15 protein-coding genes are annotated in these 25298 nt (G+C 68.5%); 7 read left to right on the forward strand and 8 right to left on the reverse strand.

The window, feature by feature from the left end:
- Both N7367_RS06465 and N7367_RS06470 read right to left on the reverse strand, forming a co-directional pair.
- Complete coding sequence (locus N7367_RS06465; RefSeq protein WP_065182105.1) at positions 1–1005, reverse strand: TRAP transporter substrate-binding protein; 1005 nt, start codon at positions 1003–1005, stop codon at positions 1–3.
- Positions 1006–1045: 40 nt separating this feature from the next.
- Positions 1046–1870 carry a 2-keto-4-pentenoate hydratase gene (locus N7367_RS06470; protein WP_053516007.1) on the reverse strand — a complete coding sequence of 275 codons (825 nt, stop codon included), beginning with the start codon at positions 1868–1870 and terminating at the stop codon, positions 1046–1048.
- Positions 1871–2043: 173 nt separating this feature from the next.
- On the opposite strand from N7367_RS06470, the gene N7367_RS06475 reads away from it, so the two are divergent.
- Genes N7367_RS06475 through N7367_RS06485 form a run of 3 tightly spaced genes read left to right on the forward strand, consistent with a single transcriptional unit; the run spans position 2044 to position 5282 of the window.
- Positions 2044–3009, forward strand: a complete 966-nt coding sequence (locus tag N7367_RS06475; RefSeq protein WP_279942050.1) for an alpha/beta hydrolase — start codon at positions 2044–2046, stop codon at positions 3007–3009.
- Positions 3006–4643: a carboxylesterase family protein gene (locus N7367_RS06480; protein WP_279942004.1), complete on the forward strand. Its 1638-nt coding sequence runs from the start codon at positions 3006–3008 to the stop codon at positions 4641–4643. Before N7367_RS06475 ends, N7367_RS06480 begins: the two co-directional genes overlap by 4 nt.
- A 51-nt stretch (positions 4644–4694) precedes the next feature.
- Positions 4695–5282, forward strand: a complete 588-nt coding sequence (locus N7367_RS06485; RefSeq protein ID WP_053516003.1) for a cysteine dioxygenase family protein — start codon at positions 4695–4697, stop codon at positions 5280–5282.
- A 19-nt stretch (positions 5283–5301) separates the two neighbouring features.
- Here the strand turns inward: N7367_RS06485 and N7367_RS06490 are convergent, their stop codons facing one another.
- Positions 5302–9102 (reverse strand): LamG-like jellyroll fold domain-containing protein, encoded by a 3801-nt coding sequence (locus N7367_RS06490; protein WP_279942006.1) that lies wholly within the window; start codon positions 9100–9102, stop codon positions 5302–5304.
- 137 nt (positions 9103–9239) lie between these two features.
- A complete protein-coding gene (locus tag N7367_RS06495) occupies positions 9240–12005 on the reverse strand; it encodes a TonB-dependent receptor (RefSeq protein ID WP_279942007.1) in 2766 nt (921 codons plus the stop codon).
- Positions 12006–12284: 279 nt separating this feature from the next.
- On the opposite strand from N7367_RS06495, the gene N7367_RS06500 reads away from it, so the two are divergent.
- The 3 genes from N7367_RS06500 to adhP all read left to right on the forward strand — a co-directional run bounded on the left by N7367_RS06500 (position 12285) and on the right by adhP (position 15058).
- Positions 12285–13310 (forward strand): sugar kinase, encoded by a 1026-nt coding sequence (locus N7367_RS06500; RefSeq protein ID WP_279942008.1) that lies wholly within the window; start codon positions 12285–12287, stop codon positions 13308–13310.
- Positions 13297–13935 carry a bifunctional 4-hydroxy-2-oxoglutarate aldolase/2-dehydro-3-deoxy-phosphogluconate aldolase gene (gene eda / locus N7367_RS06505; protein ID WP_279942009.1) on the forward strand — a complete coding sequence of 213 codons (639 nt, stop codon included), beginning with the start codon at positions 13297–13299 and terminating at the stop codon, positions 13933–13935. Before N7367_RS06500 ends, eda begins: the two co-directional genes overlap by 14 nt.
- 94 nt (positions 13936–14029) lie before the next feature.
- Positions 14030–15058, forward strand: a complete 1029-nt coding sequence (gene adhP, locus N7367_RS06510; RefSeq protein ID WP_053515992.1) for an alcohol dehydrogenase AdhP — start codon at positions 14030–14032, stop codon at positions 15056–15058.
- Positions 15059–15150: 92 nt separating this feature from the next.
- On the opposite strand, the gene N7367_RS06515 is transcribed toward adhP, so the two are convergent.
- On the reverse strand, positions 15151–16026 hold the full coding sequence (locus tag N7367_RS06515) for a methylglyoxal synthase (RefSeq protein WP_065174107.1): 876 nt from the start codon (positions 16024–16026) through the stop codon (positions 15151–15153).
- 260 nt (positions 16027–16286) lie between these two features.
- Between N7367_RS06515 and N7367_RS06520 the strand changes: the two genes are divergently transcribed.
- Entirely contained in the window at positions 16287–18647 is a 2361-nt protein-coding gene (locus N7367_RS06520) for an ATP-binding protein (RefSeq protein WP_258391212.1), read from the forward strand.
- Here N7367_RS06520 and N7367_RS06525 read toward each other — a convergent pair.
- The 3 genes from N7367_RS06525 to N7367_RS06535 all read right to left on the reverse strand — a co-directional run bounded on the left by N7367_RS06525 (position 18633) and on the right by N7367_RS06535 (position 25192).
- The gene (locus tag N7367_RS06525) at positions 18633–20078 is read right to left on the reverse strand and encodes an FAD-dependent oxidoreductase (protein WP_065182099.1); all 1446 of its coding nucleotides are present in this window, start codon (positions 20076–20078) and stop codon (positions 18633–18635) included. The genes N7367_RS06520 and N7367_RS06525 overlap by 15 nt on opposite strands.
- A gap of 95 nt (positions 20079–20173) precedes the next feature.
- Positions 20174–24628, reverse strand: a complete 4455-nt coding sequence (gltB, locus tag N7367_RS06530; RefSeq protein ID WP_065174109.1) for a glutamate synthase large subunit — start codon at positions 24626–24628, stop codon at positions 20174–20176.
- Positions 24629–24802: 174 nt separating this feature from the next.
- Positions 24803–25192, reverse strand: a complete 390-nt coding sequence (locus N7367_RS06535; RefSeq protein WP_279942011.1) for an I78 family peptidase inhibitor — start codon at positions 25190–25192, stop codon at positions 24803–24805.
- Positions 25193–25298 lie beyond the last annotated feature (106 nt).

Genomic DNA, 25298 nt, shown 5'->3' on the forward strand with positions numbered 1-25298 from the left:
TCAGGCTGCACCGCGGATGCGATCGACCAGCGCGGCGATTTCCGCGTGCTGCAGGTACTGCTGCAGCAGGGGCTGCGCGGCGGCGCGGAACGCCGGCATGTCGACCTCGTTGGCCTTCACGCCGTACGCCAGCACCGCGCGTCGTGCCGCATCCTCGGAGGCATCCCACTGGTCGCGCATCACCTTCACCGACGCACGTGCGGTCTCCAGCAGCAGCTGGCGGTCATCCGGCTGCAGCCGCTCGAAACTGGCGCGTGACATCAGCAGCACGTCCGGTGCATAGGAGTGATCGCTCTGCGACCAGTAGTGCGCAGCCTCGAAGTGACGGCTGGAGTGGAAGCTGCGCATGTTGTTCTCGGCACCGTCGATCATGTGCGTCTCCATGCCGGAGAACGTATCGCCCAGCGACATCGGCGTCGGGTTGGCGCCGAGCAGCCGCATCAGCTGGATGAAGATGTCCGATGATGCGACGCGCAGCTTCAGCCCGTGCAGGTCACCGGGCTGCGTGATCGGATGCCGGGTGTTGTAGAAGCAGCGCGCACCGGAATCGTAGATGGCCAGGCCGACCAGGTCGCGGCGTTCGAAGCCGCGCAGCACGGCATCGGCCACGCCGCCATCAAGCGCTGCCCGCTGATGCGCCACCGATTCGAACACGTAGGGCAGGCACAGCGCCTGGGTCAGCGGAAACGCGTTGTTCAGCGCGCCCGCATAGACACGGGTGATGTCGATGGCGCCGAAGCGGGCCATGTCGATCGCTTCGGACTCGCGGCCGAGCTGGCCCGAGTGGTACTGGCGCAGACGCAGGCGTCCCTGGGTCTCACGCTGCAGGGTCTCCCCGATCCACTTCACCGCTGTCACGGTGGGGTAATCGGCCACGTGCACATCGGTCGCCGTCAGCAGTTGGCCGCCGGCTGCGTCAGGGCCCGGCCCGCGGCCACAGGCGGCGAGCAGGGGAGTGGCAAGTGCAGTGGCGCCACCGGCCAGGAAATGTCGTCGTGTGATCATCTGCGCCCTCCCGCGCGTGTTCACTGGATCGTGCCGCGGCTTACCCGGCCGGCACGGCCCTGCAGGCAATCTCGCCGAAGCCGGCGAAGCGCACCAGCGCCGTTTGTCCTGCCTGGATGTCGTGGATGCCGGTCGCATTGCCGGTGGCGATCAGGTCGCCACGCCGCAGGGGCCGGCCGCGAAGCGCGGAACGGGACAACGCGAACGCGTACGCTGCGCGCAGGCCACCGGGCAGGCGGCTCGCGCCGCCGACCCCGACCACTTCACCCTCGATCAGGGTCTCGGCGCGCAACGCCGACTCATCGAGGGACGTCCAGTTGCCGATCTCCGGCCCCAGCACGAGGCCGTTGTTGTTGCCGAAGTCGGATACCACCACGCGCGGGCCCAGCTCGTTGATCGTTGCCAGCGGGCTGCTGGCAACCTCGACACCGAGGTACAGGCGGGCCGGCAACGCTTCAGCCTGTTCCGGCGACCAGTGCAGCTGGTCGGCGGGGGCATCCTCCAGCAGTTCCAGCACGTACTCGGCCTCGATCGCGGCGAAACCGCCGACGAACACCGGAACATCCGTTGTTCCACCGGTAGCATTTTTGAGCTGAGGCTTGAAGATCGGCCCCAGCAGCCGTTCGTCCCCGGACGCATCGCGGCGTTCGGCAGCGATGTAGCCGACCTTCCAGCCGACCACCGGCTGGTTCCAGCGGGCGATGGCCAGGTCCTGGACCTGGTAGGCCGCGACCAGGTCCGCCGGGATGTCGCCCGGGAACGCCTCCAGTGCCTGGCCCGCAAGGCGTGCGGTGGTGAAGGCCTGGGCAATCGCGGCCGCATCGGCCGGCGGCGTGTGCCCATGTGTGCCGTGTTCGTTGCTCAAGAACGTCTCCCTCTGGCGTTGTTGCGCTGCCTATCGACAGCGTCTGCAGGACGTGTATATGGTAAACCGGTGTCATCACGCAAGCGGCAGCGCATCACGCCGTCTTTGCCGACGCCGCCAGCGCCCTGTCCTGTCCTGTTGGAGCCCCGTCAGTCATGCGTCTGCCCATCGTGTTGCTGTGCCTGTCCCTGCTGCTGCCGGCGGCGCCCGCCTGCGCGGTCGACACGTCGTTGCGCGAAGGCGAGCGTGTGGCCCAGGCGTTGCCCGGCGAGCAGCTGCCGTTGTGGCCGGCAGGCGCAGTGCCGGGCGAAACCGGCACTGCACGTCCGACGCGGGTGGTCGAGCGCAGTGCGGACCCTGCACGCCCGGACCGCTACGCCGACCAGATCGACGCGCCCTCTCTGCAGGTGTACGCACCCGCCCGGCCGAACGGCCGGGCCCTGCTGGTGATCCCCGGCGGCGGCTACCAGCGGGTGGTGATCGACAAGGAGGGCAGCGCGCTGGTTCCGTTCTGGGTGGACGGCGCCGGCTACACCCTGTTCGTCCTGCGCTACCGCCTGCCGCAGCCGGGGCGCGACCGCCAGGCCGCGCTCGCCGACGCGCAGCGCGCGTTGCGGGTGGTGCGCGACCAGGCGCGACGGCGCGGACTGGACGCGAACGATGTGGCGGTGATGGGCTTCTCGGCGGGCGGCCACGTCGCGGCGCGGCTGGCCACCGGCTTCGACATCGCCGTCCATCCCGCACGGGATGACCTCGACCGGCTGAGCGCCCGCCCGAGCCGTGCCGTGCTGGTCTACCCGGTGATCGACATGGGCGCGCATGCGCACAGCGGCTCGCGTGCCCGCCTGCTGGGCGAGCATCCGGGTACCTCGCTGCAGGCAGACTATTCGATGCAGCAGCGGGTACGCGGCGACATGCCGCCGACGCTGCTGGTCCACGCCGCCGACGACGCCGTGGTGTCGGTGCGCAACAGTGAACTCATGGCGCAGGCACTGGCGGGTGCGGGTGTCGAGCACGAACTGCATGTCTTCGCCCATGGCGGTCACGGCTTTGGCATGGACATTCCCGCGCGGTCGACGCTGGCACTCTGGCCGCTGCTCGCGCAACGCTGGCTGGGCCCTGCGGAGGACGCGCGATGAACGATGCGCCGGCCGACCTGCAGCGTCGGCGATTCCTGCGTGACAGCGCCCGCTGGGCCCTGGCCACCGCGTCCGCTACGGCTGCCTTCACTGCATTGCCAACGCTGGCCGGCGTGCCGGGTGCCCGCGATGACCGCCTGCCATTGGCCCGGGTTCGTGGCGGGCGTGTGCGTGGCCAGCGCGAGCACGGGGTTCTGGTGTTCCGTGGCCTCCGCTATGGTGCCGACACCGCTCAACACCGCTTCCAGCCGCCGCGGCATGAAGCTGCCTGGCGCGGCATCGCCGATGCACTGGAGTACGGTCCGGCCGCACCGCAGGGCGGCAGTGAAGGGCCCGGCAGCGAGGACTGCCTGTTCCTCAATGTGTGGACGCCCGCGCTCGGCGACGGTGGACGCAGGCCGGTGCTGGTGTACGTGCACGGCGGTGGATTCAACAACGGGTCCGGCAGTGATCCGCTGTACGACGGCGCTGCGCTGTGCCGCCGCGGCGATGTGGTGGTGGTCACCCTCAATCATCGCCTGAACACGTTCGGCTATCTCTACCTGGGGGCGTTGGGCGATCCGCGCTACGCCGCCTCGGGCAACGTCGGCCAGCTCGACCTGGTACAGGCGCTGCAGTGGGTGCGGCAGCACGCGGCGGTCTTCGGTGGCGACGCGGCGAACGTCACGGTGTTCGGGCAGTCCGGCGGGGGCGCCAAGATCGCCACGCTGATGGCGATGCCTGCGGCCCGAGGGCTGTTCCACCGCGCGTGGACGATGAGTGGCCAGCAGGTCACCGCTGCCGGACCGCGCGCGGCCGCGCAGCGCGCTGCGATCGCGATGCAGGCCGTTGCTGCACGTGATGTGCAGGCCCTGCTGGACCTGCCGGTCGACGTATTGCTGGAAGCCACCCGTGCGCGTGATCCCTCGCGCGTGGAAAGCACGTCGCTGTACTTCGGCCCGGTGCTGGACGATGTGGTGCTGCCGGTGCATCCGTTCTGGCCACAGGCGCCGCAGCAGTCGGCGGCGATTCCGATGGTGATCGGCAACACCCGCGACGAGACCCGCGCGTTCCTCGGCAACGATCCCGCCAACTTCGCCCTGACCTGGGAAACATTGCCGGCACAGCTCGAACGACAGCAGTTCGTCGATCTGCGGCCGGAGACCGTGATCGCCGAGTATCGCCGCCTGTATCCGCACTACACGCCGTCCGAAGTGTTTTTTGCTGCAACCACGGCTGGCCGCAGCTGGCGCGGAGCGGTGGAGGAACTGGAAGCGCGGGCGCGCCAGCCCGCGGGCGCAGCACCGACCTGGGCGTACCAGCTGGACTGGGGGTCGCCGGTGGAGGAGGGGCGCCTGCGTGCTTTCCATACGCTGGACATCCCGCTGGTCTTTGACAACGCAGGGCTGCCGGGCGCGCGCACCGGGGGGGGCGATGATGCGCGTGCGCTGGCGGCGACCATGAGCGAGGCCTTGATCGCCTTCGCCCGCAGCGGCGACCCCAATCACGCCGGATTGTCGCAATGGGCCCCTTATACGCTGCCGCAACGGCGGACAATGCTGTTCGATCGCACCAGTCGCGCGGTTGACGATCCGCGCGCAGGCGAGCGCGCGCTCTACGGAAAAGTGCCTTTCGTGCAGCGCGGCACGCAGTGATGACACCGCAGCACAAACATTCTGTTAACTCCGCTCGGCTAGAGTCGGGTCATGGGAGACACGTTCACGCCACTGCCGTTCGCCGGCCGGGAGCGCCTGCTTGCCGCCATTGATGGTGCGGTAGCACTGGCGGATCCGCACGCGATCACCGAGGGCCTGCAGCGCGTGCTGCGTGATGCCATCACCGATCCTTCGATACAGCTGCCGCCGTGTGTACGGCGACCGGTGCGTGGTCACTACGCACGTCGTGAACTGCACCGCAGCCGGACCCTGGGGTACAGCGTCATCGCCATGTGTTGGGGCCCGGGGCAGGGTACGCCGCTGCACGATCACGATGCGATGTGGTGCGTGGAAGGCGTCTGGCAGGGCGAACTGCTGGTCACGCCGTATGCGCTGCTGGAGCGGAAGGGCACTCGCCACCGCTTTGCCGCGCAGCCGACGCTGTACGGCCAGCGCGGCAGCGCCGGCAGCCTGATTCCCCCGCATGAATACCACACGCTGCGCAATGCCAGCGATGCCGACGTGGCCGTGTCGCTGCACGTCTACCAGGGCGTGATGGAGCGCAGCGCGGTGTTCGAGCCGCTGGGCGATGACTGGTACCAGCGACGGGTGAAGCGGATGGAGACCGACGCGGCATAGCCCGCGCCGGCCGCCGCGTTCAGCGCGGCACCTCCACGACGTTGTTGAGCAGGGTCACTTCCTCGCCACCGTCAGCGAGGGCCACGCGCACGCGCAGGCCACCCCGATGACCGGCGGGGATCATCAGTGTCACGTGGGTGGTCTTCGGTTCCAGGTCATCGGGTGCCGCCATCGCGGGCACATCGGTACGCGCGATCTCACGGCCCGTGGTGTCTTCCAGGATCGCCACGCCCGCGCCGGTGGCCACGTGGCCCAGGCTGTGCACGGTCACCCGCACACGCTGGCCGTCCACCTGCACATCACCGCGGCCGACGCCCAGGTCGGCGCGTGTTTCCACCGGGCTGTCGGCGACAACGCGCTCGAACTCGAACAGTTCCGTGCGCCCGGGACGGAACTGCATCGGCACCGCGCTGCTGGTTTCCAGCCGCACCGTGCGCTCCGTCGGCGTGCCATCGATGCGTCCATCTCCATCGGCATCCACGCCGGCACGGATGCGCCACGTGCCGCTGGCAACGTTCCAGCCGGTCATGTCGGCACTGATGGTGCGGTTACCCAGATTGTGGCTGGTGATGGTGAAGCGCTCGCGCGAGGGCGCGTGCACCAGCAGTGCAACCTGTTCGGCGGCACCGTCGCGATCGAAGCGCCAGCTGACCGTATGCCCGGGCCAGCTCTGGTTGCGCTTGAGCGCGATGCCCCCCAGCCGGGCACGCTGCAGGAACTCGCTGGGTGCTTCCACGCGATCGGACCACCAGTGGCCCTCGGTGTTCATGTAGGCCCGCAGCACCTTTGCCTGCAGTCCTTCGGCATGCAGTGCATCGATGTACTTCAGGTCACCACTGGCCTGCCAGGCCATCAGGCTGGCGAAACCGGTCTTTCCGGCGTCGGCTTCGGCAGTCAGCTGCGGATACCAGTCCTGCTGGCGTCCCAGCACCTCGACGATGTTCTCGCCGAGATTGGCCAGCGCGCCCGGTCCCCCGCGTGCCACGCGATAGTCCAGCGCCTGCAGGTACTTCGCATCGCCGGTCCAGCGCCAGGCGGCCCAGAAGGTATGCAGCGTGTCGCCGCCGCCGGAACCGTCGTTGAGTTCACCGCCGCGGGTGGCGCCGGTGGCCCAGTGGATCTCGTTGGGCAGGGTGAAGCGTCCTTTCGCGTCCGTGCCGGCATGGGCGAGGTAGCTGTCGGCCAGGCCGGTCACCAGCCGGCGCCCGGTGGGATCGGCGTTGTACTGGCCCAGCAGGAACGCGGGGTGCAGCACCGGGAACGAATAAGGCTTCTGCCATTGCCAGTTCGGTTCGCGGTAGATCCTGTTGCCGCCGAACCAGTTGCTGGAGAACAGCAGGTGTCCCTGCGGATTGGGCAGGATGATCCGCTCGTCGAATGCCTTGACCGTCTCCATCAGCCGTTCCAGCGTCAGCGGATCGCCCCAGTTGAGGTACAGCATCGCGCTGTTGGTGTTGATGCCCTCTTCGTAGGCATGCAGCTCATCGGTTTCGATGGTGCTCAGGCCGTTGCTGAACATGCCATTGCGATACACCGCATCGGACAGGGCGGTGAGCGAGGCATTGAGGCGGTCCGGCTGCACGCCCATCAGCGCCAGGCCCGGCCACTGCTGGGTGAGATCGGAATCATCGGAGATGCCGCCGCCGAAGTCGCCGTAGGGCACCTGGCGATGGTCGATCCACCAGTCGACGAAGCGACGCACCTGTGCGAGGTCCTGCACCTGGTGGAAGGCCCAGGCCGGCACACCGGCGGGCACCACCGGTGCGGAGTAGGGCGGCCGGCCCTGGCTGTTGTAGCTGATGTAGTTCCAGTACTGCCGCCCCAGTGCGTGGTCCGGATCGACCCGCAGCAGGTCGCTCAGGTCGGCGTAGACGCGCGCATACAGGCGCTGTCGCTTGGAGGTGGTGTGCTCCTCCACCAGGAATCCCCAGTTGTCGCGCACCTGGTTGAAGCGGTCGGCCACGTGCTCCTTCAGCGCTTCGGCGCGCGGCTTGAACACCAGCCGGATCTGCGCGCCATCGAGCGCCCGGGCATCGAAGCCGGGCGCGGCCGAGGCGATGCTCAACCACAGGCTGTCAGGGGTGAGGATGCGGTCGCGCAGGTCCAGCCACAGGGTGCGCTTCTGTCCCGGCTGCACCGAGACCGACACGTCGATCATGTCGCGCGCCGGCCAGATCGGGTCCTTGATGCGGATGTTGAGCGGAATCAGGCCTTCATGCGTGGCCGCCAGATCCAGCGCGGGAAGATCGATGGCAACGCCGTCCAGGCCGTCGTGCATGTTCTCCCAGCTGTAGGCCCAGCTGCGGATCAGCGGCTGGTCGGGCGGCGCATCGCCTACCCCGGAAGGAATGAGCACGTGCACGATCGGGCGCGGCTGCGCGGGCAGGGTACCGGCATCGCGGCGGCGTGAGCCGGCCCCCTTGGGCAGCGCCATCACCGTGCTGCGTTCGGCCTCGGGGTAGCGACCGTCGATGTAGCGGCGCAGGGCATCCAGATTGGTGTAGTCAGGCAGCGCCTGGCTGTCGATCGTGTAGGTCTGCTTGACCGTGCCGTCCGGCTCGCTGCCCTCGCTCACGGCGTAGGCCCAGATTTCCTGGATCGGCGTTTCCTGCTCGACGTTGCTGAAGCGCAGCACGCCGCCGCTGAGGGACGGGATCGGATCGACGCTGCGCACCACGCCGCGCGGGCGGGTGAACAGGGTGCGGGTGGCGTGCGCGGCGTCGCTGCCATGGGCCAGCGTGCCGAAGGCCGCACCGCGGATCTCGATGCGGTTGACCGTCTCGCCGTCCGGCAGCGTCAGGTCCAGGTGCTTTCCACCTTCCACGTAGGTGTTCCAGTCCGGCAGCTGGAAGTAGTCGTTGCGTCCGGGCAGCCGCGAGCGGTTGTAGACGCCGGGCCATGTGGTCTCGGCGATGCCGTCGGTGGCCTTCCACATCCACGCCTTCAGATCGCGGGTGTCGGCGAATTCGACCTTGCGGATGCGGGTGGTCGGCGCGGTCAGCGCCGGTGGTGCGGCGCCGTCCCAGCCGAAGCGATGGCGCCAGGCACGCAGGCCTGCCTCGGGAACCTCGGCGGTGGTGGGCGTGACCCCACGGGCCAGCGCCGCCACGGCCGGCGCATCGAGCATGCGGTCGTAGATGCGGATGTGCTGGAAATCGCTGCCGCGCAGGAAGTTGTAACGGCTCTGTACCTGGTACGGTGCCATCACCCGACCGGCCAGGCCAAGCTGGTCCAGCGCGGCATCGTAGTCGCCGGTGGTCTGCGCGCGGGCCACTTCGCGTCCGTCGATGAACAGGCGTACACCCTGGTCCTCGTCCCAGGCGAAGGCCAGGTGCAGCCACTGGTCCGCGCGTGGCGGCGTGTCCATGCGGAACGAGACGCGGGTGCGGGCAAGATTGGCATCGGTGACGAACGCATCGAAACCGTGGCCGTTCCAGTCGATGCGCAGCCACGCCATGTCCCAGCTGCTGTGATCGGCATAGCCGACGCGGAAGATCACGAACGGGGCTTCGCCCACCGCGTACCGCGCCCGCCAATCGAAGGCCAGGGTGCCGCGCTGGGCCAGGATGTTGCCCGGTGCATCCCACGCCAGGACGCCATCGTCCTGCCATTGGATGGCCTTGCCGCGTACACCGTCATCGACCACCGCCACCCTGTCGCGGAAGTTCGGTATCGCCTCGCCGTGCGCCACGGCAGCCTGCAGGCCCTGGTTGGCGTCGACGTGGAACAGCAGGGTTGGGCCATCGGCAGCTGTCGCAGGGCCAGCAGCCAGGGCCACTGCCAGCAGCAGGCAGCGGGACAGGGTCGAGCGATGCGGCATCAGATGTTTCCTTTCAACGGGCGACAGCCGGCGTAGGGCCGCCGGACCGTAGCAAGGCCACGCCGCCACGGCACCTTGCGGCGCAGCAGCGGTCGTGGCGAACGGCGATGCACCGGTCGGCGCATCGCCGGCGCTGCTCAGAACTTGTAGCGCACGCCGAGCAGGAACTGACGGCCGGTCTCGGTGTACTGCAACGGCAGGCGGCCGGTCGCGGGCGAATACACCCACTCATCGGACGCTTCGTTGGTCAGGTTCACGCCTTCCAGGCTCAGTTCCAGTTGGTCACTGATCCGGTAACGGATCGACGCATCGATGACCGTGGTACCGGTCATGCCGTGGTAACCGTCCAGATTGAAGCCGGTTTCCTGGCCCGGCACCTGGGTCAGGTAGTCATCGCGGTTGGTGGCCGAGATGCGCCCGGAGAAGGTGGTGCCTTCGTAGAACAGGGTCGCGTTCCACGAGGTGTTGGACAGGCCCAGCAGATCGTTCTTCATCACCGGCTGACCGGCCGAGTTGATGTACTGGATCTTCGAATCCACCCAGGTGTAGTTCAGCTGCAGACCGAGGTTGGCCCACTTGCCCGGCAGGAAGGTGAAGGGCTGGGTGTAGTTCGCTTCTGCGCCGAACAGCTCGCCACCCGGGGTGTTGACCGGACGGGTGAAGGTGAACTCATCGGTCGGCGATGCGCCGGTGCCGATCAGCAGTTCGGCAGGCAGGCCGCTGTCGGTGTACGGCCGATTCTCGCGCAGCGTCTGTACGGAGGTTTCGATGTCCTTGTAGAACAGGCCAAGGCCGGCCATGGCGCCTTCGGCGAAGTACCACTCGAAACTCAGATCGACATTGGTCGCGCGGGTCGGATCCAGGTTGGGGTTGCCGCTGGAGATGGTGCGTGCGCCACCAGCCACGGCCACAGTGGCACCTGGCGTCAGGCTGCCCAGGCCGGGTCGGGTCATCACCTTGGCCGCACCCAGGCGGATCAGGAAATCGGGGGTGACTTCGGCAACCAGGTTGAACGAGGGCAGGGTGTCGTCGTAGGTGCGGGTGGCGGTGGTGGACGTGGTGCCACTGGCCAGCGTCGACAGCCCGGTGGAGGACTGCTTGGTGCGCACATAGCGTACGCCGACGTTGCCGGACAGCGGCAGCGAGCCGATCTCGGTGGAGAACTCACCCATCAGGTAGGCACCGCGATCCTTCTCTTCCACGCTGCGCACGTTGTTGGCGCGCGGTGCGACGGCGTAGATGCCGCTGTTGCTGTAGATGTCGAACTGATCGGCGACGGCGTCCAGATCCGGCACCACCCAGTTCGAGGGACTGCCGCTGATGCCCTTCAGGCCGGCCTGCGTGGTCATGTCCACCGGAACGATCCTGCTGCCATCGGCGAAGGTGGGCACGGCCAGCTCGCTGCCACGGCGCAGTTCGGTGGTCTTGAACGTGTAGTCCTTGGCCAGCACGCCACCCTTGAGGCGGAAGCCGGGGCTGATGTTCCAGTTGAAGTCGATCTGGCCGGTATCGAAATCATTGTCCACGTACTGCGGTCGCAGGCGGATCTCCGCCAGTTCCCAGCCGTTGGGATCGGTGGGATCGATGCCGTAGTTGAGGATCGGCGAGCGGTTGTTGCCCCGGTAGTCGTAGCTGTAGCCGTCGACGTCGTACTTGTCCATGATGATGGTGGTCTGCACCGGGTTCTCATGCCGGGACCGTGAGACCCCCAGCTTGCCGGACAGGGTGAAGTCGTCGCTGAAGCGGTGCTGGCCGTTGAGGCTGATCTGCTTGAACTCGGTGCTCCACTCGTCGTGGCGGTTCTCGCTGCGGATGTCGACGTTGTCGAACTCACCGTAGACCAGCGCGTTGTTCTCGATGACGCCGTTCCTGACGATCATCGACGGCTTGCCGGCCAGGCGTGGCTGGCTGGTGTTGGCACCGCGGCTGAAGGAAATCGCCTCGATGTAATGCTCGTCGCGGGTGGCATCGATTTTCGAGTACAGCGCGTCCAGCGAGATCTCGGTCGCGTCGCTGGGCTTCCACTGCAGCGTACCGGTCACGCCCAGGCGCTTCTGCTCATGTTCCATCTGCACGTAGCGCGGGAAGCGCGGGTGGTAGACGTCGGCACTGCGCGCGGCGGTGAACGGGGACGAGGCACTGAAGTTGCCGTTGCTCGGGCCGTTGGCCCAGCGGCCCGTGTTGGAGCCCTCCTCCAGCGCCTGGCGCTCGGAGTAGGCCACCGACAGCAGGGCGCCGAACGTACCGTCGGCGAAGATGTTCGACACCAGCGCGGCCATGCGCGGGTCGGCCTTCTCCGCCATCGCGTTGTAGCCGGCCTGGCCGCTGGCGGCGAAGGTGAAGCCGTCATAGTCGAACGGCCGCGCCGTGCGCAGATCGACGGTGGCGCCCAGCGAGCCTTCTTCGACATCGGCCGAAGCGGTCTTGCGCACCACCAGCTGCGAGAACAGGTCGGAGGCGAAGACATTGAAGTCGAAGCCACGGCCGCGGTTGGTACCACCGCTCTGGTCACCGGCGCCGACGGTGGTCAGCGCCTCCATGCCGTTGATGCGCACGCGGGTGAAATCCGGGCCGAGGCCGCGCACCGAGATGTTGCGGCCCTCGCCGGCCTCGCGGGTGATGACCACACCCGGGATGCGCTGCAACGACTCGGCCAGGTTCAGATCCGGGAACTTGCCGATGTCCTCGGCGACGATGGCGTCGACCACGCCGGCCTCGCCACGCTTGATGTCCAGCGCCTTCTCCACGCTGGCGCGGTAGCCGGTGACGGTGACCGTATCCAGGTCCGTGGCGCCGGCGGCGCTGCTCTGCTGCTGGGCGGTCGCATTGGCTGCCAGGGCCAGTCCGACGGCCATAGCGAGCAAGGTAACCGGTGTCTTTTTTTGGTGGTTCCGAGACTGCATGCCTTTCCCCTCTCCCAAAGGTCTGGTGCTGCGGCTGTTTCAGCGTGATGACACCGCTGGTCAGAGCGGACGTTAGCAGCACGTCCCGGATCCGGCATCTTGCACCGCAACAGATCTGAAATGTCTCCAAGAGGCTTGCAGGACAATGCTTCCGTCAGTTCCTACGGGTGCGTGGGGCGCATCGGAAGGCTAGAATGACACCGATGGCCAAACGCCGCGCCGACGCGTGGTACACATTCACGCCGTGCAGTTTCACATGCTGGCGGCAAGCGGGGAGGAGTGGAGATGGGGCGTATCGTATGTTTCGGGGAACTGCTGCTGCGGCTCGGCGCGCCCGGTCGCGAGCTGCTGCTGCAGTCGCCGCAGCTGCAGGTGCACGTGGGCGGGGCGGAAGCAAACGTGGGTGTCTCGCTGTCCCGATTCGGACATGACGTGGCCATGGTCAGCACGGTGCCCGGCAATGCCCTGGGGGCGCACGCACTGGGTGAACTGCGCCGCCATGGCGTCGATACGCGGGCGGTGCGCGAGGTGGCGGACGGTCGCATGGGCCTGTACTTCCTCACCACCGGCGCGGTGCAACGTGCCAGCGAGGTGGTGTACGACCGGGCCGATTCAGCCTTCGCGCACAGCACTGCAGCCGATCATGACTGGCCGGCGCTGCTGCAGGGCGCGGACTGGCTGCACCTGTCCGGCGTCAGCCCTGCGCTGGGGCCGCAGGTGGCCGAGGCGACGCTGGCGGCGGCATGCGCCGCGCGTGCCAGTGGCGTGCGCGTTTCCTTCGACGGCAATTTCCGGCCCACGCTGTGGCAGCGCTGGGGCGGCGACGCGCAGGCGATCCTGCATGCCCTGTTCGACCAGGCTGACATCGTGTTCGCCGACTACCGCGATATCGAAGTGATCCTGGGCCAGCGCTTTACCCAGGCCGGCGCCGTGGAGCGCGTGGACGCTGCCGCAGCGGCGGCATTCGCCGCGTTCCCGCGGCTGCAATGGCTGGCATGCACGCAACGGCAGGCGCTGAGCGTGGACCATCATGCGCTGGGCGCCCTGCTGCTGGGCCGCGAGGGCGTGCGTGCGCAGGCGCCCGTGCGGCAGCTGACCGGCATCATCGATCGCATCGGCGGCGGCGATGCCTTCGCGGCAGGCATCCTGCATGGCATCCTGTCAGGCTTCGATGCCGACGCCACCGTGCGTTTCGGCCTGGCTGCCGGCGGACTGAAGCATTCCATCCCCGGCGATTTCAATCCTGTCAGCGAAGCTGACGTGCTGGCCCAGATGGGCGAGGAGCGATTCGATGTCCGGCGATGATCCGCGCGTTCGCGCGGTACTGAAACTGGCACCGGTGATTCCGGTGTTCACCCCCGATGATGTCGACGATGCCGTGCAGGTGGCGCAGGCGCTGTTCCGGGGCGGTCTGCCGGTGATCGAGGTCACCCTGCGCACACCCCGTGCGATGGATGCCATCCGGGCCATGGTCGAGGCCGTACCCGACGCGGTGGTGGGGGCCGGAACGGTGCTGACGCCCGCGCAGATGGAGGCGGCCAGGGCCGCAGGTGCGCGCTTCGCGGTGTCGCCGGGCGCAACGCCGACGCTGTACGCGGCCGCGCGCGATGCCGACCTGCCGTATCTGCCGGGCGTGGCCACGGGGTCCGAGCTGATCCTTGGCCTCGAGCATGGCCTGGATACCTTCAAGTTCTTCCCCGCGGTGCAGGCCGGCGGCGCGGCACTGCTGGCGGCCTGGCACGGCCCCTTCGCCGACGTGCGCTTCTGCCCGACCGGTGGCATCAGTGCCCAGACCGCGGCGCAGTTCCTGCACCTGCCGAACGTGCTGTGCGTGGGCGGTTCATGGCTGACCACGGCGGCCTTGCTGCAGACCCGCGACTGGGGCGCGATCGAACGCCTGGCACGCGAGGCGTCCGTGCTGGCGGGCTGAACCGGCAGGCAATCTTCCAGGATTTGATCGGGATCAAAGCGCCGGCCTCGTGCCGGCGTCACTCTGTCTGCAAGCGCACGACGGAGGAAAACCCATGAACAGAACCATGAAGGCCGCTGTCGTTCGCGAGTTCGGCAGCCCACTGGTCATCGAGGAAGTTCCGGTACCACGCCCGGGGGCGGGCGAGGTGCTGGTCAGGATCGAAGCCTGCGGTGTCTGCCACACCGACCTGCACGCCGCCGAGGGCGACTGGCCGGTGAAACCGGACCCGCCGTTCATCCCCGGCCACGAGGGCGTGGGGCACATCGTGGCCGTGGGCGGCGGGGTCGGGCATGTCAAGGAAGGCGACAGGGTCGGCATCCCCTGGTTGTACTCGGCGTGTGGCCATTGCGAACACTGCCTGGGCGGCTGGGAAACGCTGTGCGAGACGCAGCGCAACACCGGCTACTCGGTCAACGGCGGCTTCGCCGAGTTCGCACTGGCCGATGCCAACTATGTCGGCCTGCTTCCGAAGGAGGTGGGCTTCGTCGAGATCGCGCCGGTGCTGTGCGCCGGCGTGACGGTCTACAAGGGCCTGAAGGTGACGGACACGAAGCCCGGTGACTGGGTGGCGATCTCCGGCATCGGTGGCCTGGGCCACATGGCGGTTCAGTACGCGCGTGCGATGGGCCTGAACGTGGCTGCCATCGACGTGGAGGACAGCAAGCTCGCACTGGCGCGGCGGCTGGGCGCACAGGTCACGGTCAACGCGCGCACGACCGATCCGGCAGCATTTCTGAAGAAGGAGATCGGCGGCGCGCACGGAGCGCTGGTCACCGCGGTATCGCCCAAGGCCTTCGAGCAGGCGCTGGGCATGGTCCGGCGGGGCGGCACGGTCTCGCTCAACGGACTGCCACCGGGCAACTTCCCACTGGACATCTTCGGCATGGTCCTCAATGGCGTGACGGTGCGCGGTTCGATCGTCGGCACGCGGCTGGATCTGCAGGAGTCGCTGCAGTTCGCCGCCGAGGGCAAGGTCGCGGCCACGGTCAGCACCGACCGCCTGGAAAACATCAACGAGGTGTTTGCCCGCATGCGCGCGGGCACCATCGACGGGCGCGTGGTATTGGACATGGCCGCCTGACACCCGTGCATGGCCGCCGCGGCCCGGCACCCTCTCCCACGGGTGCGGCGGTCATGCCGATCGATGCGCGCCCGGCGCAGCTGCGCAGGTGGTCAGCGCTGTGACCCAGCGCGCCGGGCGGCAGCCGTCGCCCAGCGCGCCGCCACCACCGGAGCCGTGATGCACACCGCCTGGTCGGTCACCGTGGTCACCGCGCGTTCCAGCAGCTGGATGTCTGCCTCGTGCTGGCGTGCCACGTGCGGGTCCTCGAAGAAGATGGCGCGCTGGCAACGGCCCTCCAGCACGCGGTCGGCGATCTGCGCATCGCCCCCCATCGGTCCGCTCTGGTAGCGCGTCACCCAGGGCGTGTCGCTGGGCCAGCCGCGGCTCCATGCCAGCTCGTTGAGGCGCTGACCGGTGGTCCCGGTCGCCACCCGCTCGCCGAAGCGTGCCAGCACGTCGAAGTGCTCGTCGGCGAAGGCGAGCATCGCCGGCTTCATCGCATCATGCGCGATCAGTGCCAGGGTCTGGGTACCGAAGGCGTGCAGATCGTCGGCACCGGCGTCGGCCTGCAGGCCGGCGTGCACGCGCTCCACCTCGATCCAGTCGCGTGCGGTGGCTACCGTGGAAATGAAAGGTTTGCCGTGGATCACGCACTGCCGCTTGAGCGCGGTCGCTTCGGGAAACACCGAGGACGGATCGACCGGATCGATCAGATAGATGGCACCGTCGAGCGTGCGCTGCGGGCCCATGCCGACCACCTCGGCGACCAGCTTCATCAGCCCGCCCTCGCGGCCGTAGGGATAGCGATGGAGGCCGGCATAGCCGTCGAGGAAGCCGTGGCGCCCGATCGCATCATGGGTGCGGCCGACAGCGTGCAGCGTTATGCCCAGTTCGCGCAGGCCCGGTTCGCAGGCACGCAGCCAGCGGAACAGGGCGGCGCGCGCATCCTGGTGGTGGAGCCGGTTGGCGGCCAGGCCGATACGCATCGAACGCTCCGTGGGCTGGTAGAAGCGGCAGTTTATGTCGCGAATGGCCAATTCTGCGCGCTTTGCAACTTTCCTCATTGTTGCTGTGCGGTGCGTCGCTAGCGTGGCAGGCAGAGCGGTACCGCTGCGCGGCCGTCGTCTCCGCCTGCGATTCGAGGATGCCCATCGTGAATGCCGCCGGCCCTGCGGCCGCATCCATTGCACGCTCCTGCCCGTGGCTGCGATCCCGCATCGTGCTGCCTGCCCTGTTGCTGTGGCCCATGATCACGCGTGCCGACGGGTGCGACATGCCCCTGGTCGTGGCCTGGCCCAGTGACCGCCCGCCACTGTCCTTCAGCGCGCAGGGCCAGCCCGGCGGCCTGGTTGCCGACTACCTGCGGCGGCTGGGCGAGCAGATCGCGCTGCGTCCACATCCGCTTCCCGCCGCGGCCGGCGCGGTCGGGGCGCTGCCGGCCGGTACCCAGGCCGTGCTGGGATGGCCGCGCGAGCAGGTGCCCGACGGCTGGGTCGTGAGCAGGCCCTACCTGCAGCTGTCACAGGTGATCGTGCGCCGTCGCAACGACACGCCACTGCAGGGACTGGGCGGTCTGCGCGGCCGCCGCGTCGCCAGCCTCGACACGGTGCCACTGGCGGCCCACCTGCGTGAGCAGGCGCCGGGCGCATGGCTGCTGCAGGTCGACGCGCTCGATCATGCGCTGCAGCTGCTGGCCATCGGCCAGGTCGACGCGGTAGTTGCCACGTTGGCCGAAGTGGAAGCCGCATTGCGCAGGCCCGGCAGCGATGCCCTGGTGATCGCCGCGCCGGCCGGCTTCGATGATGCCTGGGTGCTGGCGGCTGCGCCGGCCTGTGCGGCCACCGTCGCCGCCTTCGACACCGTGCTGCAGGAACTGGACGACGCGCAGCGCGACGCGCTCCGTGCGACGTGGGCGCCCAGCGGAGCACGCGCGCCGCCCGCACGGTCGCCGCTGCGCTGGCTGGTGCCGGTGCTGCTGGTCGCGCTGGCGCTGATCCTGGTGTATGCCTTCGGCTACTGGAGGCTGCATCGCGAAAGCAGCCAGCGCCGCGCGCTGGAACAGCGACTGCAGGAAGTGACCGCCAACCTGCCTGCGGTGGTCTACCGGGCGCGCCGCAGCGGCGAGGGCGACTACAGCCTGCCGCTGGTCGCCGGCGACGTGCAGTCGCTGTTCGGCATGAGTCTGGACAGTGTGCGGCTGGACCATCGCCGGCTCATGGCGGCGGTGCATGTCGACGATCGCAAGCCGGTGCTGGATCATCTGGAAGCCGCAGCGCGGGCCCGTGCGCCGATCGACATCACCTTCCGCACGCTGGGTCCCCATGGCTGGCGCTGGATCCGTTCGCATGGCAGGCCGTTGCCGGGCGAGAGCGACGACATCGAGTGGAGTGGCTACTGGATGGACGTCAGCCAGGCGCAGGCACGCACCCGTGCCCTGGCCGGGGCACGCCATCAGGCCGAAGAGACTGCAGCGGCGAAGACGCACTTCCTGGCCACCATGAGCCACCAGATCCGCACACCGATGAGCACGCTGCTGGGCATGCTCGAATGCCTGGCGGACAGCCCCCTGGACCCGTGCCAGCGGCAGGTCCTGTCCACCGTCGATGTGGCCGCGCAGATGCTGCGGCAGATTCTCGATGATGTGCTCGACAGTCATCGGTTGCAGGCGCTGCCGTTGCAGCTGCGTGCCACCGACATGGGTGCGCTGGCCACGGCCGTGCAGCAGCTGCTGGCACCGATGGCGGCCAGCCGTGCGTTGCACCTGCGGTGCGTGCTTGATCCTGCGCTGCAGCGGTGGCTGCTGGCCGATGGCCTGCGCGTGCGCCAGGTCCTGTTCAACCTGGTGGGCAACGCACTGAAGTTCACCCTGCACGGAGGTGTGGAACTGCGGCTGCGGGTGCTGCGGACGCAGGCGGCAGGACAATGCCTGCGCCTGCAGGTGAGCGACAGTGGCGTAGGCATCAGTCCCGAGCGGCAGCAGGCCGTGTTCGCCGATTACATCCAGGCCGAGCCGTCGACGGGGCGCCGGTTCGGCGGCAGCGGCCTGGGCCTGGCCATCTGCCGGGACCTGGTGGCCTCGATGGGCGGCGAGCTGCAGCTGCAAAGCTCGCCGGGCAAGGGCACGCGCATCTGGTTCGACCTGGAGTTCGCCAGCTGCCTGGCGCCACTGGAGGCGGTGCCGGCCATGGCCGAGGTGGTCGCGCGACTGCCTGCGGCACGGGTGCTGGTGGCCGAGGACCACCCGACCAACCTGCAACTGCTGGTGCAGCGGCTGCGCGAGCTGGGCCTGCAGGTGCACGCCACCGCCGATGGCCTGCAGGCGCTGGCGGCATGGCGGGCGCAGGGCTTCGATGTTGTCGTTACCGATTGCCACATGCCCGGCATGGACGGGTTCGCGCTGGCGCGTGCGATCCGCGAAGACCCCTGCCCTTCGCGTGCACGGGTGCCGATCATCGCGCTGACGGCCAGCGTGCTGGAGAGCACGCGCGAGGCCTGTCGTGCCGCCGGCATCGACCGGTTCCTGGCCAAGCCGGTCGACACCCAGGGGTTGCGCGCGACGCTGGCCGACGTACTGCCGGCAATGGAACCCGGCTCAGTTGGACAGTAGACGGACGATGCTGGCAGCGGCGTCGCGGCCTTCAGCCACAGCGGTTACCACCAGGTCGGCGCCGCGTACCGCATCACCGCCGGCGAACAGGCGCGGATGCGCGGTCTGGAAGGGCAGCCGGTCCTTGCCGCCGGCAACGATGCGACCGTTCGCCTGGCCCTGCACACCGTGTTCGGCCAGCCAGGCCGGAACGCTCGGCGCGAAACCGAAGGCGATGATGACCACGTCCGCCTCCAGCAGCGACTCGCTGCCCTCGATCGGCACCGCGTTGCGGCGTCCCTGGGCGTCGGCCTCACCCAACCGGGTTTCAACCACGGTCACGCCGATCGCTTCGTCGTCGGCGCCGGCCTCGATCGACAGCGGCTGCCGGTTGAACAGGAAGCGCACGCCTTCCTCGCGCGCATTGGCGACTTCACGCGCGCTGCCGGGCATGTTGGCCTCGTCGCGACGGTACGCGCAGGTGACCTTGGCCGCGCCCAGCCGCACCGCGCTGCGCACGCAGTCCATGCCGGTGTCGCCGCCGCCGAGCACGACCACGCGCTTGCCGTTGAGGTCGGGCAGGGCGATCTGGTCCTCCCAGCCGGCGATCGGTCGACCCTGCGGGTCATCGCCGCCGACGATGCGGCTGTTCTGCACCAGGAACGGCAGGGCCGGCAGCACCCCCTTCAGGTCCTGGCCCGGCAGGCCGCCGTCGGTGTAGCGGTAGGCCCCGGTGCCGACGAACACCGCGTCGTGGCTGTCCAGCAGCTGCTGCACGCTGATGTCGCGGCCGATCTCCACGCCCAGGCGGAACTGCACGCCCATCCCTTCGAGCACCTCGCGGCGACGATGGATGACGTCCTTGTCCAGCTTGAAGCTGGGGATGCCGAACTGCAGCAGGCCGCCGATCTGCTCGTAGCGGTCGTACACCACGGCGGTGATGCCGGCCCGGGCCAGGCGATCGGCACAGGCCAGACCCGCCGGACCGGCACCGATCACCGCCACGCTGTGGCCGGTGGGCTGCACGGCACCCAGGTCCGGACGCCAGCCACTGGCGAGTGCGGTATCGACGATGTACTTCTCCACCGCACCGATGGTCACCGCACCGAATTCCTCCAGGGTGCAGCTGCCTTCGCACAGGCGATCCTGCGGGCAGACCCGGCCGCACACTTCCGGCAGCGGATTGGTGCTGTGGCACAGCGTGGCGGCCTCGTGGATGCGGTTCTCCTGCACCAGCTGCAGCCACTGTGGAATGGCGTTGTGTACCGGGCATTTCCAGCTGCAGTAAGGGTTGCCGCAGTCCAGGCAGCGCCCGGCCTGGTACTGCGCATCCTCCTTGCCGAACTTTCCGTACAGCTCGCCCCAGTCGCCGGAGGTGCGCAGTTCAACCGGAATGCGCTGCGGCATGGTGCGGGGCAGATCGAGGAACTGGAAGGCGTGCTTGCGGCTCATGGCGGGCTCTGTGATTTCGATGGCCGGCCAGAGGCCGGCACTACTGCGGTGAGGGAGCAGGCGCGCGCCGGTTGCGGGCGGCGCGCCGGAGGCGCTTACGCCGCGCGTCGAAGGGTCTCGGTCAGCGATTCGATGCTGGCGGCCTTCGGTTTGACCAGCCAGAACTTGCCGATGTAATCGCGGAACTCGTCCAGGATCTGCTGCGCCCAGATGCTGCCGGTCAGTTCGCGATGGCGGCCGATCAGGCGGTGCAGGTGCTGGCGGTAGTTCTCGAAGCCTTCGGCGGATACGCGATGGATGTCGATCAGCTCGTGGTTGTAACGGTCCACGAAGTCGCGGTCCACATCCAGCACGTAGGCCAGCCCCCCGGTGAAGCCGGCACCGAAGTTCAGGCCGACCTTGCCCAGCACCAGCACCACGCCGTCGGTCATGTACTCGCAGCAATGATCGCCGGCGCCTTCCACGACCGCGAGCGCACCGGAATTGCGGACGGCGAAGCGCTCGCCGGCACGTCCGGCGGCGAACAGCTCGCCACCGGTGGCGCCATACAGGCAGGTGTTGCCGATGATCGCAGTGCTGCGCGCCTCGAACCGCGCGCCGCGCGGCGGACGTACCACCAGGCGGCCGCCGGCCATGCCTTTGCCGACGTAGTCGTTGGCTTCGCCCTCCACTTCCAGATGCAGGCCGCCGACATTGAAGGCGCCGAAGCTCTGTCCGGCGCTGCCACGGAAGCGCAGCTCCAGGGGGGCGTCGGCCATGCCCTGGTTGCCGTGCGCGCGTGCCACCGCGCCGGCCAGGCGGGTGCCGATGCTGCGGTCGGTGTTGTGGATCAGGAAGCGATGTTCGCCCCCCCTGCGCTGTTCGATCGCGTCCGCCAGCAGGCCATCCATCTGCGTGGCCAGGCTGTCCGGCGATTCGTACAGCCGCTGCGCCGCGCAGTGGCTGCCTTCGTAGCGCGCATCTGCCAGCAGGCGCGACAGGTCCACGCGCACGCCGTCGCGCGGTGCGGCCTCGATCTGCCGCAGCAGGTCGGTGCGGCCGACGATCTCCTCCAGCGAACGCGCGCCCAGGTACGACAGCCAGCCACGCACTTCCTCGGCCAGCAGGCGGAAGAAATTCTCCACGCGCTCGGGCTGGCCGGTGAAGTGGTTCTCGCGCAGGCGTTCGTCCTGGGTGGCCACGCCGGTGGCGCAGTTGTTGAGGTGGCAGATGCGCAGGTACTTGCAGCCCAGCACGATCATCGGCGCGGTGCCGAAGCCGAAGCTGTCCGCACCCAGCAGCGCGGCCTTGACCACGTCCAGGCCGGTCTTCAGGCCACCATCGGTCTGCAGCAGGGTGCGCCCGCGCAGGTCGTTGGCCAGCAGCGCCTGGTGCGCTTCGGCCACGCCCAGCTCCCACGGCACACCGGCGTAGCGGATCGAGCTGACCGGCGAGGCACCGGTGCCGCCGTCGTGGCCGGAGATGGTGATCAGGTCCGCGCCGGCCTTGACCACGCCGGCGGCGATGGTGCCGACGCCGGCATGGCTGACCAGCTTCACCGATACCAGCGCGGTCGGGTTGACCTGCTTGAGATCGTAGATGAGCTGCGCCAGGTCCTCGATGGAATAGATGTCGTGGTGCGGTGGCGGCGAGATCAGGCCGATGCCCGGCCGCGCGTAGCGCAGGCGGGCGATCAGCTCGTTGACCTTGTGCCCCGGCAGCTGGCCGCCTTCGCCGGGCTTGGCGCCCTGCGCGACCTTGATCTGCAGCACCTCGGCATTGACCAGATACTCGGCGGTGACACCGAAGCGACCCGACGCCACCTGCTTGATCTTGCTGCGCCGTGGGGTGCCGTAGCGGGCCGGGTCTTCGCCACCTTCGCCGGAATTGCTGCGGCCGCCGAGGCGGTTCATCGCGATGGCCAGCGCCTCATGTGCTTCCGGCGACAGCGCGCCGAGGCTGATCGCAGCGGTATCGAAGCGCGGGAACAGTTCGCTGGCCGGCGCCACCTCGTCCAGCGGCGTGGGTGCCGGCGCCGGCACCAGCTGAAGCAGGTCACGCAACGCCGATGGCGGCCGGGCATGCACGGCATCGCAGTACTGCTGCCAGGCGCGGGCATCACCACTGCGCGCCGCGCGCTGCAGGGTGGTGACCACGTCGGGGTTGTACATGTGGTACTCGCCGCCGTGCACGTACTTCAGCAGGCCGCCGACATCGACATCCTGCTGTGCATCCCAGGCCTGCGCGCACAGTTCGCGCGCATCGGCATCCAGCCGCGCGAAGCCGGCGCCGCCGATGCGCGAGGCGGTGTCGGGGAAGCACAGCGCGACCACTTCCGGCTCCAGGCCGATGATCTCGAACAGCTGCGCGCCGCGGTAGCTGGCCACGGTACAGATGCCCATCTTCGAGATGATTTTCGACAGGCCCTTGTAGACGCCCTTGCGGTAGCGGCGGCCGATCTGCGACTGCTCACCGCCCTTGCTGAGCTTGAGGATGCCGCGCCGGCCGAGGTCGAACAGGGTCTGGTAGGCAAGATACGGGTACACCGCAGTGGCCCCGAAGCCGAGCAGGCAGGCCATATGGTGCGGGTCGCGCGCAGTGCCGGTCTCGACGATCAGGTTGACGTCGCAGCGCAGCCCCAGCCGCGAGAGGTGATGATGCACCGCACTGGTGGCCAGCAGGGCGTGCACCATCGGTCGCCCGGCCACCGGATAGCGGTCGGACAGCAGCAGCATCACCATGCCTTCGCGTGCGGCGCGTTCGGCCTCCGCACAGATGCGCTCGATGCCGTTGCGCAGCCCTTCTTCCTCGCTGTAGGACAGGTCGAGCAGGCGGTTGGCCTGCAGGTACTGGTCCATCTTCAGCAGCTGGCGCAGCTTGCGTTGGCTGAGTACCGGCGAGTTGAGGATGACGTGGTTCACCGTCTCCGGGCCGGCATGGAAGATGTTGGTCTCCTTGCCGAGCTGGGTGGACAGGGACATGGCGCAGTCTTCGCGCAGCGGATCGATCGGCGGATTGGTGACCTGCGCGAATGCCTGCCGGAAGTAGTCGTACAGCGGCCGGCTGCGCTGGCTCAGTACCGCCATCGGCGTGTCATCGCCCATCGAGCCGGTGGCTTCCTGCTCGGTCTCGGCCAGCGGCCGCAGCACCTGCTCCACCTCCTCGCTGCTGAGCTGGTACAGCTTGTGGTAACTGCGCAGGGTGCCCTCGTCGAAGGGCTCCTCCACCAGCGAAGGATCGATCAGTTCGGTCTGCAGGTAGGTCACGCCCTGCTGCAGCCACTGCTTGTACGGTGCGCGGCCGCGGTTGATGCGGTCCACCGCGTCCGAATCGAGCAGGTCGCCGCGCTTGAGATCGATGGCCACCATTTCACCGGGGCCGAGCTTGCCCTTGCGTACCACGCGCTCGGTCGGCACTTCCCACACGCCCGCTTCGGAGGCGACCAGGAAGTGGCGGTCGGCGGTCAGCATCCAGCGCGCCGGGCGCAGGCCGTTGCGGTCCAGCGTACACACCGCATAGCGGCTGTCGCAGGCGACGATGCCGGCCGGGCCGTCCCAGGGCTCGCTGTTGAGGCCATGGAACTCGTAGAACGCGGCCAGATCCGGATCCTTGAACTCCAGCGACTGCGTCGCCGGTGGCACCAGGATGCGCAGCGCCTGGATCAATTCCATGCCGCCGGCGACCATCAGTTCCAGCATGTTGTCCAGGCTCTGCGAGTCCGAGCCATGCATGGAGATCACCGGATCGAACTCGGCGATGTCGAAGCGCGGTGTCTTCCACACCTTGCTGCGCGCCTGCGCCCAGCGACGGTTGCCCTCGATGGTGTTGATCTCGCCGTTGTGCGCGAGCAGGCGGAACGGATGTGCCAGCGGCCAGCGCGGCAGCGTGTTGGTGGAGAAGCGCTGGTGGAACACGATCGCGCTGGAGGCCAGCTCGCGCCGCTGCAGGTCCGGATAGAAGCGGCTGAGCTTGTCCGGCAGGACCATGCCCTTGTAGCTGATCGCATCCGGGGTGAGCGTGGTGACGTAGAAATCGCCATGGTCGCGCAGCTGCTGCTCGCTGCGACGGCGTGCGAGGTACAGCGCCAGGGCGAAGCCGGTGCCGTCCTGGCCGACACCGGCATCGACGAACACCTGCTCGATGCGCGGCAGCGTATCGCGCGCGAGCTGGCCGCAGACACTGTCGTCGATGGGAACCTCGCGCCAGCCCGCCACGCGGCAGCCTACCGCTTCAAGCTGCACCTGCAGCTGCGTCCGGCAGGCCTGCGCGGCGTCGGCGTCGTGCGGAAGGAACACCAGGCCCGCCGCGAAGCGGGTGGCCACGGTGATGCCCGCTTCGCTGGCCAGCAGTTTCAGGAATGCATCGGGGCGACGCAGCAGCAGCCCGCAGCCATCACCGGTGAGCCCGTCAGCGGCGACGCCGCCGCGATGGGTCATCCGCGAAAGCGCGGCGATGGCGGTATCCACCAGCAGGCGCGACGGCTGGTCGTCGAGCTGCGCGACCATGCCGAATCCACAGGCATCGCGCTCGGAGCGCGGGTCGTAAAGCCCTTGGCGGTTGCGGGGGGCCATCTCTACCTCGATGCGGAATGAAATGAGCGGGGACACTCAAGCCCGCCCAATCCCTGGAGCGCATCGTGAGGCCACCGGATGCCTCGAATAAAGCACAGGTTGCTGCAACGCCGCAATACACGGTTGCAGGTGCAACGGAAAGCGCCGGCGGTGATCCGCCGGCGCGGGCCGGGATCAGCCGCAGCGGACGCCGCTGACCACGTCCTTGGCGTCCACTTCGATGTTCAGCCGGTCGCCCAGGAACTCCATCGTGGTCGCGTCATCGGGGTGCAGCACGCGCACCTGCTGAGCACCGGCATCTTCCTGGGCCTGCTTGCCCAGCGCATCGGTGTAGGCCTGGCCGACCAGGCTCTGTACCTGGCTGGCGTCGCAGGTGCCCACCGGCGGTGCCTCGGTGGCCTTGCCGGCTTCATCGGCCGGTGCCTTGGCGGCTTCGGCGGCCTGCTGGGCGTGGGCCGTGGCCGAATCCTGTTCATCCAGCGCCGGCGCCTGGCAGGCGGACAAGGCCAGCACGGCCGGCAGCAGCAGGGCGGAGAGCGAACGGGCGCGAATCGGGAACGACATCATGACTCCGGAAGGGACTGTGAAAGCCGGAGCATAGCTGCGAACCCATCCTCACGTGTTTGTCTTGCGTTATTGACGCGGCCGCGTCATGTCGATCGCCACACTG

It is taken from the genome of Stenotrophomonas sp. GD04145, assembly GCF_029835135.1.
Lineage (GTDB): Bacteria > Pseudomonadota > Gammaproteobacteria > Xanthomonadales > Xanthomonadaceae > Stenotrophomonas > Stenotrophomonas maltophilia_P.

Bases quoted from the DNA above. Each gene is read 5' to 3' on its own strand.
- N7367_RS06465 (WP_065182105.1), bottom strand. From the start codon at position 1,005: ATGATCACACGACGACATTTCCTGGCCGGTGGCGCCACTGCACTTGCC.
- N7367_RS06480 (WP_279942004.1), top strand. From the start codon at position 3,006: ATGAACGATGCGCCGGCCGACCTGCAGCGTCGGCGATTCCTGCGTGAC.
- N7367_RS06485 (WP_053516003.1), top strand. From the start codon at position 4,695: ATGGGAGACACGTTCACGCCACTGCCGTTCGCCGGCCGGGAGCGCCTG.
- N7367_RS06490 (WP_279942006.1), bottom strand. From the start codon at position 9,102: ATGCCGCATCGCTCGACCCTGTCCCGCTGCCTGCTGCTGGCAGTGGCC.
- N7367_RS06495 (WP_279942007.1), bottom strand. From the start codon at position 12,005: ATGCAGTCTCGGAACCACCAAAAAAAGACACCGGTTACCTTGCTCGCT.
- eda (WP_279942009.1), top strand. From the start codon at position 13,297: ATGTCCGGCGATGATCCGCGCGTTCGCGCGGTACTGAAACTGGCACCG.
- adhP (WP_053515992.1), top strand. From the start codon at position 14,030: ATGAACAGAACCATGAAGGCCGCTGTCGTTCGCGAGTTCGGCAGCCCA.
- N7367_RS06515 (WP_065174107.1), bottom strand. From the start codon at position 16,026: ATGCGTATCGGCCTGGCCGCCAACCGGCTCCACCACCAGGATGCGCGC.
- N7367_RS06520 (WP_258391212.1), top strand. From the start codon at position 16,287: ATGATCACGCGTGCCGACGGGTGCGACATGCCCCTGGTCGTGGCCTGG.
- N7367_RS06525 (WP_065182099.1), bottom strand. From the start codon at position 20,078: ATGAGCCGCAAGCACGCCTTCCAGTTCCTCGATCTGCCCCGCACCATG.
- gltB (WP_065174109.1), bottom strand. From the start codon at position 24,628: ATGGCCCCCCGCAACCGCCAAGGGCTTTACGACCCGCGCTCCGAGCGC.
- N7367_RS06535 (WP_279942011.1), bottom strand. From the start codon at position 25,192: ATGTCGTTCCCGATTCGCGCCCGTTCGCTCTCCGCCCTGCTGCTGCCG.